This is a genomic window from Croceivirga sp. JEA036 (assembly GCF_011882165.1).
Taxonomy (GTDB): Bacteria; Bacteroidota; Bacteroidia; order Flavobacteriales; family Flavobacteriaceae; genus Croceivirga.
Genome location: NZ_JAATON010000003.1, coordinates 371,748 through 385,349, shown reverse-complemented (window position 1 = coordinate 385,349; position 13,602 = coordinate 371,748). Strand labels below are relative to the sequence as shown.

11 protein-coding genes are annotated in these 13,602 nt (G+C 37.5%); all 11 read right to left on the bottom strand.

Going from position 1 to position 13,602, the window contains the following annotated elements:
* Positions 1–4 precede the first annotated feature (4 nt).
* The 11 genes from HCO57_RS10145 to HCO57_RS10095 all read right to left on the bottom strand — a co-directional run bounded on the left by HCO57_RS10145 (position 5) and on the right by HCO57_RS10095 (position 13,590).
* Complete coding sequence (locus HCO57_RS10145) at positions 5–3,169, bottom strand: efflux RND transporter permease subunit (protein ID WP_167988941.1); 3,165 nt, start codon at positions 3,167–3,169, stop codon at positions 5–7.
* Positions 3,170–3,196: 27 nt separating this feature from the next.
* On the bottom strand, positions 3,197–4,276 hold the full coding sequence (locus HCO57_RS10140; protein WP_167988940.1) for an efflux RND transporter periplasmic adaptor subunit: 1,080 nt from the start codon (positions 4,274–4,276) through the stop codon (positions 3,197–3,199).
* Between the two features lie 21 nt (positions 4,277–4,297).
* Complete coding sequence (locus tag HCO57_RS10135; RefSeq protein ID WP_167988939.1) at positions 4,298–4,687, bottom strand: transcriptional regulator; 390 nt, start codon at positions 4,685–4,687, stop codon at positions 4,298–4,300.
* Between the two features lie 234 nt (positions 4,688–4,921).
* Positions 4,922–6,028 carry a permease gene (locus HCO57_RS10130; protein WP_136950418.1) on the bottom strand — a complete coding sequence of 369 codons (1,107 nt, stop codon included), beginning with the start codon at positions 6,026–6,028 and terminating at the stop codon, positions 4,922–4,924.
* A 17-nt stretch (positions 6,029–6,045) separates the two neighbouring features.
* Positions 6,046–7,242, bottom strand: a complete 1,197-nt coding sequence (locus HCO57_RS10125) for a pyridoxal phosphate-dependent aminotransferase (RefSeq protein ID WP_167988938.1) — start codon at positions 7,240–7,242, stop codon at positions 6,046–6,048.
* Positions 7,243–7,527: 285 nt separating this feature from the next.
* Positions 7,528–7,923 carry a hypothetical protein gene (locus tag HCO57_RS10120; RefSeq protein WP_136950420.1) on the bottom strand — a complete coding sequence of 132 codons (396 nt, stop codon included), beginning with the start codon at positions 7,921–7,923 and terminating at the stop codon, positions 7,528–7,530.
* 6 nt (positions 7,924–7,929) lie between these two features.
* Positions 7,930–8,949 carry a phenylalanine--tRNA ligase subunit alpha gene (gene pheS, locus HCO57_RS10115; protein ID WP_167988937.1) on the bottom strand — a complete coding sequence of 340 codons (1,020 nt, stop codon included), beginning with the start codon at positions 8,947–8,949 and terminating at the stop codon, positions 7,930–7,932.
* A gap of 107 nt (positions 8,950–9,056) precedes the next feature.
* The gene (locus HCO57_RS10110) at positions 9,057–10,901 is read right to left on the bottom strand and encodes a SulP family inorganic anion transporter (RefSeq protein WP_167988936.1); all 1,845 of its coding nucleotides are present in this window, start codon (positions 10,899–10,901) and stop codon (positions 9,057–9,059) included.
* Positions 10,902–10,997: 96 nt separating this feature from the next.
* Positions 10,998–11,624 (bottom strand): carbonic anhydrase family protein, encoded by a 627-nt coding sequence (locus HCO57_RS10105; RefSeq protein WP_136950423.1) that lies wholly within the window; start codon positions 11,622–11,624, stop codon positions 10,998–11,000.
* Positions 11,625–11,626: 2 nt separating this feature from the next.
* On the bottom strand, positions 11,627–13,222 hold the full coding sequence (locus tag HCO57_RS10100) for a SulP family inorganic anion transporter (RefSeq protein ID WP_167988935.1): 1,596 nt from the start codon (positions 13,220–13,222) through the stop codon (positions 11,627–11,629).
* 80 nt (positions 13,223–13,302) lie between these two features.
* Positions 13,303–13,590: a hypothetical protein gene (locus HCO57_RS10095; protein ID WP_167988934.1), complete on the bottom strand. Its 288-nt coding sequence runs from the start codon at positions 13,588–13,590 to the stop codon at positions 13,303–13,305.
* Positions 13,591–13,602: the final 12 nt, after the last annotated feature.

Genomic DNA, 13,602 nt, shown 5'->3' with positions numbered 1-13,602 from the left:
GTACTTACGCATTGATAGCTTCTTGTTCATTATTTGGATTATTATCATCTGTTGGTTTTCCTGTAAACCGCTCTTGCAGCAATTGGAAGATGACATAAAGTGCCGGAATTACAAACACGCCGAATATGGTGCCAATGAGCATACCTCCAACAGCACTCATACCTATAGAACGGTTACCCACAGCCCCAATTCCGCTAGATAATGCCAAGGGCATTAATCCTAAGATAAAAGCGAAAGAGGTCATCAAAATTGGTCGTAGTCTTGCTTTTGCTCCATCTATAGCAGAATCTAATACGGACATGCCTTGTTTTCTACGCTGCAATGCAAATTCTACAATTAGAATGGCATTTTTAGAGAGCAGACCAATCAACATGATTAAAGCAATTTGGAAATAGATGTTATTTTCTAATCCAACCAAATTTACAAACCCAATAGCACCTGCAATACCTACTGGAAGTGATAACAAAATGGAGAACGGTAGAATGTAAGATTCATATTGCGCGCTTAATAGAAAGTATACAAACACCAAGCTTAACATAAAAATGATGATAGTCTGGCTACCCGCACTATTTTCTTCTTTAGTTAGTCCAGAATATTCATAAGTATAGTTGTTGGGCAATACCTGTGCAGATACCTCTTCAATTGCCGTAATTGCATCACCCGTACTATAACCAGGATTCATAGCTCCATTAATTTTAACAGAGTTTAATAGGTTAAAACGACTTACAATTTCTGGCCCATAGATTTTCTTTAAAGAAACGAATTGAGAAACCGCAACAGATTCTCCGTTAGCGTTGGTCACAAAAATATGATTCAAGCTTTTCTCGTCGGCTCTGTCTTCTGGCTTCGCCTGTATCATCACACGGTACTGTTTCCCAAACTTGTTAAAATCCGTGGTGTACAATCCACCGTAATAGCCTTGCATCGCATTAAATACATCGGTAACGGCTAAACCGGCAGACTTGGTTTTTTCAATATCTACCTGTAATTCGTACTGCGGAAAGTTGGGGTTAAAAGAAGTAATAGCGTATTGTACCTCTGGCCTAGCGTTTAGGGCACCTAAAAATTCGTTGGTGGTTTGCCCAACAGATTGCCAGTCTTCTGCATCTTTATTCTGTAAATTCAGTTCAAAACCTGCGGAGTTACCAAAGCCTCTAACGGCGGGTGGGGTAAAGAAAAAGATACGAGCATCTTTTAAGCCAGCAGTTTTGGCAAACAATTGCCCTATAGTAGCTTCCACGGTTTGCGAATCCTCAGTTCTCTCGTCCCAATCTTTAAGACGAATTACAGAGAACCCATAAGAACCCCCATTAACACTGTTAAGAATACTAAAACCAGTAATATTCATACGGGCTTTTACAATGTCCATAGACTCATAAATAGAATCTAATTTTTTTACTGTTTTTTGAGTTTCCTCTAACGTGGTACCAGGAGGCATGGTAACATCGGCAAAAATGATACCTTTATCCTCGTTAGGAATAAAGCCTGTAGGTGTAGTTCTAAATAAATAGAAGGCAAGTGCAGAGAATAGCACCAAACTACCAATGGTGAGCCACTTTTGTTTAGCAAAGACTTTAACTGAGTTAACGTATTTATCGGTAATAGTGTCAAAACCAGTATTAAAAGCGGTGAAAAAACGCTGTTTTAATCCTTTTTTATGTTCTTCAGAAGGATTATGCGGTTTTAAGAACAAGGCCGCTAACGCTGGACTTAAAGTCAATGCGTTTACAGCAGAGATTAAGATGGCAATTGCCAGAGTAATACCAAACTGTTGATAGAAAACTCCTGAAGAACCACTGATAAACGATACTGGTATAAATACTGCAGACATTACCAAAGTGATTGATATAATTGCTCCAGAAATCTCTGACATCGCAGATTTAGTGGCTACTTTAGCGTTCTGTGCGCCTTCTTCCATCTTAGCATGTACCGCTTCTACCACCACAATGGCATCATCTACCACAATACCGATGGCAAGAATCATTGCAAATAAGGTTAACATGTTGATAGAATATCCAAACAAGGATAAAAAGAAGAAAGTACCAACAATGGCTACAGGTACGGCAATGGCCGGAATTAGCGTAGACCTAAAATCTTGCAAGAATAAGAAAACTACAAGGAATACTAATAAAAAGGCTTCAATCAAGGTTTGTATTACGTGCTCTATAGAAGCACTTAAAAAATCTTTGGTGTTATAAGGGATTACATAGTCCAATCCCTCTGGGAAATCCAATTTGCTTTCTTCTAAAATAGATTGTATCTGGTCTATAATCTCATTAGCATTAGATCCAGAAGTTTGGAAAACCCCCACAGCAGTACCAGGGTTACCCATACCTTCATTTTTGGTACCATAGTTAAAAGCCCCCAATTCTACTTCAGCAACATCTTTAAGACGCAGAAACTGTCCATTGTCTTGTGCTTTAATTATGATGTCTTCGTATTCCGCTTCTTCAGAAAGTCTACCTTTATATTTGAGTACGTATTCGTAAACGCCATCGGCATTTTCACCAATTTTACCGGTTGCGGCTTCTAAGTTTTGTTCTCTAAGTGCATTCTGTATATCTGATGGCATTAATCCGTAAGTCGCCATTTTTTCTGGGTCTAACCAAATACGCATGGAATAATCTTTGGCACCAAATACGGTTACATTACCTACGCCTTCTATACGCTGTAGTTTGGGCACTAAATTGATACGCGCGTAATTCTCTACAAAGGTGGCATCATAGTTCTCATTCTCAGAAAAAAGAGAAAAGAATAACAAGGCACTGGTTTGGGATTTTTGTGTGATGACACCTGTTTGTACCACTGCCTGTGGTAATACACTATTAGCACGCGCAACTCTATTCTGTACGTTTACTGCAGCTATATCTGGATTGGTCCCAAGTTTGAAGTATACGTTAATAGTAGCACTACCGTCATTACTAGCGTTAGAGGTCATATACAACATATCTTCTACACCATTAATTTGTTCTTCTAATGGTACAACCACACTTTTTAATACGGTTTCCGCATTAGCCCCAGTATACGTACTAGTTACTTGTACAGTGGGTGGTGCAATTTCTGGATATTCTTCTATAGGCAAGGTAGTAAGACCTAGCACACCTAGAATAACTATGATGATGGATATTACCGTAGACAATACGGGTCTATCTATAAATCTTTGAAACATGGTCTGTTTTTTTCTTCCTGTATGTTGTTATTTAACCGGACTAATCTCTTGCCCGTCTCTTAGTTTGGATACACCTTCTATCACAATTGTAGTTCCCTCTTCTATCCCTTGAGAAACCAAGTAATCAGCATCTGTCTGGTCAACTATTTTAATGTGCTGTGTTTTTATGGTATTATCTTCTTGGAGTACATACACCAGTTTATTGCCTTGTATATCTAGGGTAGCCATTTTAGGAATTACAAAGATGTCTTTCTGCTCCGTTGGTATTTTAATTTCGCCTGTGCTACCTGAGCTTAATATTAACTTGGGATTTTTAAAGTCTGCCCGTAAGGTTACACTACCAGTAGTACTGTTAATGATGCTGTTTACCATGGCAATTTTACCTTTGTGTTCGTAAGGTTCGCCATTAATCATAATCAATTCTACTTCTGGAGCTTTATTAACGTCTATATATCTGCCTTCTTTGGCTACACGTTCTTTTATTTCTAAAAGTTCTTTTTCGTTTAAAGAAAAATAGGCGCGTACTTCACTAATATCAGAAACAGTAGTAAGCGGTTGCGCTGTAGTGCTAGACACTAAGGTTCCTACCTTAAAAGGTATTTCCCCAATATACCCATCTACAGGACTTGTTACCCGGCTATAGCCAATATTTGCAGTTATACTCTGATAGCTGCTTTTGGCTTGCTCTAATTGAGCTTTTGCAGTTTCTAACTGTACATTACTAATGATGTTTTTTTCAACTAAAGGTTTTAGTTTATCTACCTCTACCTGTGCAGCATTCACTGCAGCTTTTGCAGCATTCGCATCTTGACTTAGAGATTCTGTTTCTAATTTAAATAACAGTTGTCCTTTCTTTACTTTTTGACCCTCTTCCACATAAATTTTCTGTACAAAACCAGAAACTTTTGGTCTAATCTCTACGTTTTGTTTGCCTTCTATAGTGGTTGCATAGCTATCAAAAGTAGTAACATTCTGTTTTTTAAGGCTGCTCACTTTTAAACTAGGTGGTGGGGCCTGTTGTGGTCCTTGCGCTCCTTCATTTTTACTTCCACAGGAAGTAAAAAATACAAGACTTATAGTCGTTAGGCCTATTGCAATCTTTTTCATTGTTCTAATTGTTGCTGTTGTTTAATTGTAATTGTCTATTTCCTTTAACGTCTTTAAAGTGTTGCTCAGAAGTTCTTCGCTCTTTTTTATAAAGGTGTGATACACTTCTGCTCGCTTTAAATTGCTTTGGTACTTTTCTGGGTTATACGTTTTATTGTATTTCCGGATTTTGGTGATAATTCGGTTTTCTTGCTCAATACGTTTAAGTTTTTCTTCTAACTTGTTGATGTAAAAAGCATCGGCAGCTGTAGTTCTAAAATATCTTTTACGTTCACCTGGTTTAGTAAAGTAATCTATCAGGTCTAGTTTTAAAAGGAGATTTAAGGCTGCGGAAATAGAGCTTTTGCTTGCGCATCTGCTCATTTGGCACTCATCAAAACTTAGGCCATCGCGGTCAGTAACCACTAACATGGCATATAAACGAGCTGCTAATGGAGGAATTTCATGTTGATTCTCTAAGTGTATCGTTCTTCTATTAATTGTTTTTTTTCCTCTTCTCTAGACATATATTCCAGTTTTGAAGGGACAAAATTAGTGTTAGTTCGTTTTTAACCGAACTAAAAAGAACTAAAGTTTTCTTAAACACTGTTAGCAAAAAGATAATTGCTTACGCGTTATACTTAAATTATTGTTAGAAGGGGTGTTTTAGCCCTCGTAAGCGGGCTCTTCTTTCCAAGTTTGTTTTCTTCTAGTTTTAAGTGCTTTAAGCGATGGGTATATGGCGCCACATACAAAAAGTGCAACTGCAGTTAAAAACAAATAGAGAGGATTGCCAAAAACTGTTCCGCTGTTAAGTATAGCCATAATTAAAATAGTAGATAGCGGAAAAGATAGTGCCAACATAGAAATAGCAAAGTTGCCATTAAAAGTTTTTTTCTGACTTTCCACATCATTTTCCATAGTTTCTATAGCGGCAATATGGGCGTAAGGCCAAAAACTACAGGCGCTTAAAGAGAATGCTAGGGCTAACAAAACAGTGTTGGTTTCCATAGGTATAAATACAGATAATAGGCCTATTATTAGGAAACTAGCGGCAGCTCTAAGGGTTAAAAGTGAAAAAAGCTGCGCAAATTGTTTTTTCTGAATATTTACAGCCAATCCAATAAAAAGTAAAACTAATGGAGTCATCAACAGGCTAATTCTAGATAAACTCTCAGCTATCGCATAAGGGAGGTTTTCCATGTGTAACCCTAATACCATTAAAATTAATGCAGCCGCAATAAAGAGGTTAACGGGTTCAAAAGCGAGTACTTTTAGCAAGTCTAAAAGTTTTGCTTTGTTAAACTTAGTGGCCTTAGCATGTTTTTTGAGATACCATTGCATGGCAATTAAATAAAGAATAATTAATACGAAAATCTTATTACCCAAATCTGCCATTGCTGCCTGAGCAAGGAAAGAATCGCCTAAAAATTCGAGTACAAACGGAAAACAAGATAGCCCAGGAGCCAAGGAAGGGAAAAGCAGTCTTACGGTGTTATAGTTTGGACTGTTTTTTTCAATACCTATAGTAGGTAATACTAATGGCGCAGTAAAGTAAAGAATAAAATTAAGTGCTAATGCAAGCACGGGTAATAAGAGAAGCTCACCTTTTACATCTACACTTAACAGCGCTATAAAGATAGTGGCGGGTAGGGCTAGGTTAAGAATTACCTTCTTTAATCCGGTAATTTCTGATTTTGACTTAAACTTGGTCTTTAGAACTAGACCGATACCTATAAAAATTAAGAATACTAGAATTTTTTGAAACCCCACCCCCAACAATTTTTTAATTAAACAATTACTTTTTGCAATGCGTCTATAAAGAGTTGCATTTCTGGCATGGTACCCATACTAACTCTGCACCAATTTTTATCCATAAAGTTGAAGGCTCTAACCCCTACTTCTTGTGCTGCCATTTTACTTAAAAAGTCTTTACCTTCTAAGGCAATTGGAAAGATGATAAATGAGGTGTAGGATGGCACATAGTCAATCCCCATACTTTTAAGGTTTGCATATACAAATTCTCTTGCTTCTGCATTATTTTCTCTAGAAGAGTTGATGAATTCCTCATCATCCATAGCAGCGATTGCTGCAAGTACAGAAGGGTAGCTTATACCCATACCGCCTCTAGTAATATTCTGTATTTTATCTAAGGTTTTTTCTGGTGCAATTCCATAACCTACACGAATCCCAGCCATACCGTGTATTTTAGAAAAGGTACGCGCAACAATAATGTCTTTACCTTCTGCTACTAGTTTAACCATACTATGCTTAGCACCATCATCTAGATACCATAAATAAGCTTCGTCTACAAATACGGTTACCTTTTCTGATACTCGTGAGCAAAAGTCTAGTAGTTTTTTACTTTCTGTAAGGGTACCTGTTGGATTGTTAGGATTACAGATGTAAACTAATTTGGTATCTGCGTCTATAGCTTTTTCCATAGCGTCTAAATCGTGAGACCAATCTTTCTTAAGCGGTACAGGTTTCCAAGTAGCTCCACATGCTTCTGCAACCTTAATCAAAGACATGTAGGCAGGGTCTGCAGATACTATATTACCGCCTTTTTGAAAATAGACCATTGCTGCTTTCTCCAACAAATCAGAAGAACCAGGACCCATGATAACGTTTTTTGCGGTAACACCTTCAAACGTTGCAATTTTTTCCATAAGCTGAAATAGTTCTCTCCAAGCATACCTGTTAGCGCCACTGACAGCATCAGTCATTGCCGTAACAGCTTTTGGCGATGGACCATAAGGATTTTCATTGGCATTTAACTTTGCCTTTAATGGTTTAAATTCCGTGTGCGTAGGAATAAGGTATTCTTTAAAAAATGGACTATAAAGTATATTCCCTTGTTGATCTAAAGTCACGGGAATATTGGTACTAGTTTTAGAAAAGCCCAAATACGGAGCGGCCATTAATCCACCAGCAGTAATAGCCGATTTTTTAAGCCAATTGCGTCGATTTAAAATAGGAGTATCCATAAAGAAGTTATTTTTTTGATTGTCAGCATTTTAAAAGTACTGGGAATCCATTTTACTTCCAATGGTAAACCGATAAAAATGACTTAGTCATATTATCGATATTACAGTTTTTGATAAGATATTCTATGAAATTTATAACAAGATAATGCCAATTAACACTTTTCAATTGCGCTAATCCACAGTAAAACCTGCAGATTGCCAGTTTTAGGGGTGTTTTTCATTCAAAAACTGTTAAAATAGAATGAAGGCTGTTAAAATTAAGGGGTGCTGTTCTTAAAAAATAAATTATTCTGGCAATACCCCCTCTAAATTTAGGATAGGTATGGATTGTAAGTTAATTTCTTTTACGCTATGTTCTGGAAATACAAAACGTTTTTCAAAAAGCTTATCTTCCGCAAAAAAGGTAACGAAGAATTCGTTTTTCAACGCTAATACATCTTCCTGTACTAACTCAATTTTAGCAAAAGACTTAGCTTCCATTACGCCGATTCCGTGGCGCATGGTAGATGTTTTTTTATCTCCTAAATATCCTTTAGAAACTACAAGCACCATTTCTATGGCATCTTTTCTATTATTGATGATGTAGGCATTCCAATCTTTAGCTAAAAACTCTTTATTCCATTCTTGTGCGATAACAACATGGACATCTTTAGCAATGGGAATTTCTATGTCTTTTTTCATGCTAACTTAAAGGGCGCTCTTGAATTGTTTTAAGAAACGAATATCATTCTCACTTAACAATCTAATATCCGTAATTTGATGCAATAGCATGGCAATACGGTCTATACCCATGCCAAATGCAAAACCCGAATACACTTCTGGGTCTATATCACAATTTTTAAGGACATTGGGGTCTACCATACCACAACCCATAATTTCTAACCAGCCCGTACCTTTGGTCATACGGTAATCTGCCTCGGTCTCTAAGCCCCAATACACATCTACTTCTGCACTAGGCTCCGTAAACGGAAAGTAAGAAGGGCGTAAGCGAATCTTACTCTTACCAAACATCTCTGTAGTAAAATATTGTAAGGTTTGTTTTAGATCGGCGAAGGAAACATCCTTATCTACATAGAGACCTTCTACCTGATGAAAAAAACAGTGAGAACGAGCTGAAATGGCTTCATTTCTATACACGCGTCCTGGAGAAATGGTTCTAATTGGCGGTTGATGGTTCTCCATATAACGTACTTGTACCGATGAGGTGTGCGTACGCAATAAAATATCTGGATTGGTTTGTATAAAGAAAGTATCCTGCATATCTCTTGCAGGGTGGTATTCTGGCAAGTTTAGAGCTGTAAAGTTATGCCAGTCGTCCTCTACTTCTGGGCCTTCAGAAACATTAAACCCAATTCTAGAGAAAATATCTATAATTTGATTTTTAACAATAGAAATAGGATGTCTTGCACCTAGTTCCAAGGGTTGCCCGGGACGTGTTAAATCGCCATAAATACCCGCTGTATCTTGCTGGTCTTCTAAGGCCTCTTTAAGTGCATTAACTTTTTCTGTAGCAGCTTGCTTTAATTGATTGATAACCTGACCAAACTCTTTCTTTTGCTCGTTAGGAATGGTTTTAAAAGCGGCAAAAAACTCGTTCATCAACCCCTTTTTACCAAGGTATTTAATCCTGAAGTTTTCTATTTCTTCTGGAGATTGAGAACTAAAGTTTTCTACGGCTACCAAATGTTCCTTGAGGGTATCTATCATTGTTAGATGGCTTTTAGAGAGCGCAAATTTAGCAAATTGTCCTAGAATATAAGGGCAAATTGCCAATGAACCGTTGTTCTTAGTATACTATTGATACAGCTTTTAACTTACAACTCGGTTTTTAACCAAGTTAAGCAAGTTTCAAAATTTGGAAAAACTTGTGCATCTGGCACCAATTCTGGAAAAATATTAATTTTTTCCATCATCAGCTTAGGTTGTTCTCGTAGGCCAACAACGGCCAATTTTACCCCATTAGTAGTTAAATTGAGCATCACATCTTCTAACACATTTAATCCAGATTTATCCAAATAAGGCATCCGGTCCATTCTAAACACTACAATATTTGCGGTTTCTGGTATCTGCGCAGACAATTGTTGTATTTCATTGGTAGACCCAAAGAACAACGGACCGTTAATGTGTTTGATGAAGATTTTCTGGTCAATTTCGGTAGGTATTTGCTGCTCGTCTTCCCATGCTTCTTCTAGAGGTAATTGCTGTACGGCAGAATTTTTAGCAGTAAGGTCTCCAATCTTCTTCATGAAAATTAAAGAGGCCATAACTAATCCAATACCTACTGCATAGACCAAATTCCAAACCGAAGAAAGCACCATGACCACAAGCATAATTACCATTTCTGAGCTCAATCTTATAGGACCAAGTTTTATATCTTTAGGCAAGTAGGGAATAGCCTTTAAGCCTTTGTAATCAATAACCCCAATACCTACAGTAACCAAAATACCAGCCAATACGGCTGCTGGGATTTTAGAGGCAACGGGCCCTAAGGCAAGCAGAATTATGAGTAATAAAATCCCAGCTATCATTCCGCTTAAGCGTGTTTTACCTCCAGATTTTATATTAATTACCGTTCTAATGGTTGCGCCAGCACCAGGAATGCCTCCAAAAAGCGCACCTATTGTATTACCAATGCCTTGCCCCATTAATTCCTTGTTAGGTTTGTGCTTGGTGTTTGTCATGTTATCCGCTACAACCGACGTTAACAAAGAATCTATTGCGCCCAATAAAGCTAGAGTAAGTGCCGTAAAGATATACGGGCTTATCGCACTAAAACTAAATTTGGAAAATATCTCGAAATGCGGGGTGGGTAGGCCAGCTGGTATTTCTTGGATTGGAATGTAGGGCAATCCAAAACCTATGGCAACACCAGAAACTACGATTAAGGCGACCAAGGTACTAGGTACAGCAGTGGTTATTTTTTTAAATCCGTATATAATAGCAATGGTCGCTAAAGCCAATCCAAACTCTAACCAATTAATATGTTGTAGGGCTCTAGGTAATATTTTTATAGTTCCAATTACACCAGATGAATTCTTACCCGCTAAATTTTGTGCTTCTTTAGCAATATCTGTAGGTGCAATGACTGCAGCTTCTTCTATAGTTTGTTTAAATTGATTTATAGTTAATAGATTTTCACCTTGATTATCTTTAAGTGTTTTGGCTAATAATTCTGCTTTTGCTTGTTGGGTATAGCCAGCTACATAGACATCATCTTGTTTTGGGTAGTAGCCAATGGCAGGAAGTATCTGCGTAATTAATATAATTACACCAATAGCGGTCATAAATCCAGAAACTACAGGATAGGGTATGTATTTAATGTAAACACCTAATTTTAAGAAACCAAGAACTATTTGTAGCAAACCAGCCAATAGAAAAACCGCCAAAATAACGGGTAAGGCCTTATCTAAATTACCGTCATTTGTAGCCATGATACCTGCAATTACCACCATGCTCACTGCTGTCATGGGAGCGGTTGGGCCAGAGATTTGCGTATTGGTGCCACCAAACAGAGCGGCAAAAAAGCTAATAAAAATTGCGCCGTATAAACCGGCCGTAGGCCCTAGACCACTACTAACCCCAAATGCTAGTGCTAATGGTAGGGCCACAATACCCGCGGTAAGACCGCCAAAGAGGTCGCCTTTTAGATGTTTAAACATAATACGTTGGTTCTTTAAGTTGGAAGATAGCCATTATTTCACATAAAAAAAGGCCAACCTTTTAAAGTTGACCTAATGTTTATTTTGGTAAAGCGCTTAATAGAATTCTACTTCGCCACTGGCAATGTCATACATAGCGCCTACAATTTTAATTTCGCCCTTTTCTTCCATTTCCTTTAGAATAACACTTTGGCTACGAATATTTTCTAGCGTAAGCTCTACATTCTTTTTAGAAACGGCATCTACAAATTCTAGGTTTTTAGAATTACGTTTTTCTTCTTCCTTAGGCTCTTTAACGGCAAATACGGCCGGCTCTATTTTGTTAATTAATGCCGTTAAATTGCCCATTCTTGCATGGTCACACGCCCCTTTTACAGCGCCGCAAGAGGTATGACCCAAAACTACAATAGCTTTAGTGCCCGCCAATTTACATGCAAACTCCATGCTCCCAAGAATATCTTGGTTTACAAAATTGCCTGCAATACGCACACTGAATATATCGCCAAGGCCTTGGTCAAAAACCAACTCGGCAGAGACTCTAGAGTCTATACAACTTAATATAGTAGCAAATGGGAATTGCCCGTCTTTGGTGTCATTAACTTGTTCTAATAAATTTCTATTGGCTTTAAGGTTAGCTTGAAAACGCTGATTACCTTCTTTTAAAAACTCGATAGCCTTTTCAGGCGTCATTGTTGCCTGTGTTTCCGCGGTATGTGCTTTCATATCTATGCTGATTGTTTCTTTTTTAAATTGAAAAATTCGATATAACTAGGCGGATTTTCTACTACGCCACGTTCTGATATAATTTTAATATTGATATTTCTGTTCTTGGCTTTCTCTGAAAAATCTTCCAAAATTTCGATAATATCATTATCTAGATACCTAGTTTTGGTAACATCTAGTTCTAGATAAGAGTTTTCTTCTAAGCTATCTAACTCTTTGAGGATGGCCCCTTTGTTAAAGAAGGTTACTTCTTCTGCCAACGTCATTTTAACCTTTTTATGGTTTTCGGATTCTTCAATATGCAAGAAATGCGAGTTTTGGTAACTTTTGATAAGAATAACTACTATACCCACGGCTAAACCTAGACCAATCCCCACCAATAAATCTGTAAAGATGATTCCTAATACGGTAACGATAAAGGGTATAAACTGTTTCCAGCCTAAATCATACATTTTTTTGAATAATGCTGGTTTGGCCAATTTGTAGCCAACAATAAATAAAACAGCTGCAAGAACAGAGAGTGGAATGTTATTCAACAAAGTTGGGATAAGAATTACGGAAATCAATAAAAAGAATCCGTGTACAATAGCAGAAAGTTTTGTTTTACCTCCAGATTGTATGTTGGCAGAGCTACGAACAATAACCTGTGTTATAGGTAAACCACCAATCATCCCAGAAATGATATTACCCGTACCTTGAGCCATTAACTCCCTGTTGGTTGGGGTAACCCGCTTCATAGGGTCTATTTTATCCGTGGCCTCTACACAAAGTAACGTTTCTAAACTTGCTACCAAGGCTATGGTAAAACCAGTAATCCAAATTTGTGGGTCACCAATGGCACCAAAATTAGGAAAGCTAAATTGCCCTAAGAAAGAATCAAAGGAATCGGGAACGGGAACACTTACCAAATGTTCCTTAGATATGCCTAAAGTAGCGTCTTCTTTGGTTAACATATAAAATATGATACCAAGGGCAACAGCCACCAAAGGGCCTTGAATAAGCTGAAATATCTTACCTTTTTTGCTTAGAACTTTATCCCATAGAATAAGAATAGCCAAACTAACTACAGCTATTAAGGTGGCACCCACACTTAAATTCCCTGCTACTATACCGCTTATGGTATTAAATATTTCTGTAAAAGTGTTTTCGCCGTCTATTTGAAAATAGGAGAAGTCGCCCTCTGGGTCATTATCAAACCCAAAAAAGTGGGGTATTTGCTTTAATATGATAATAATTCCAATTCCGGTGAGCATACCTTTAATTACGGAAGACGGAAAATAATATCCAATTACTCCCGCTTTTAAAATACCAAATAAAATTTGGATAACACCTCCTATAACTACGGCAACCAAGAAGTTTTGGTATCCGCCTAAGGTGCTAATTGCTGCAAGAACAATAGCTGCTAAACCTGCAGCTGGGCCACTAACGCCAATTTGGGAGCCACTCAATGCACCTACAACAATACCTCCCATGATACCCGCTATTAGACCAGAAAATAATGGTGCGCCACTGGCGAGCGCAATACCTAAACATAAAGGGAGAGCTACAAAAAATACGACAATACTTGCCGGTAAATCGTTTTTAATATACTTAAACATTGTATTAATTTTTAAAAATTGGTATTCGGCTGTATTATGCTAGTAGTTCAAGTTTTTGTGCCACAAGCATAAGGTTAAAATTAAGACAATAGTTCTGGAGGAGGAGATAAAACTTCTATAGCTATATTAAATTTTGAAAAATTGTAGTGAGTTACATATTTCTTTGAATGCAATTTATTTTTATCCATAAGATTTACCGTATATGTTTTTAAAACAAATGGTTTTAACGCATCTTCACAGGTAGATTCTTGGGATTCTTCTTCGGTTATATTCTGCACAATACGATAATCAATACTTGTGCGTAGCACCTGTAAAAAGGTGATGCTAAGTAGTGTTACGCTTAAAAATAAGGCTAGCTTTATGCGCATATTGTGTTAGGT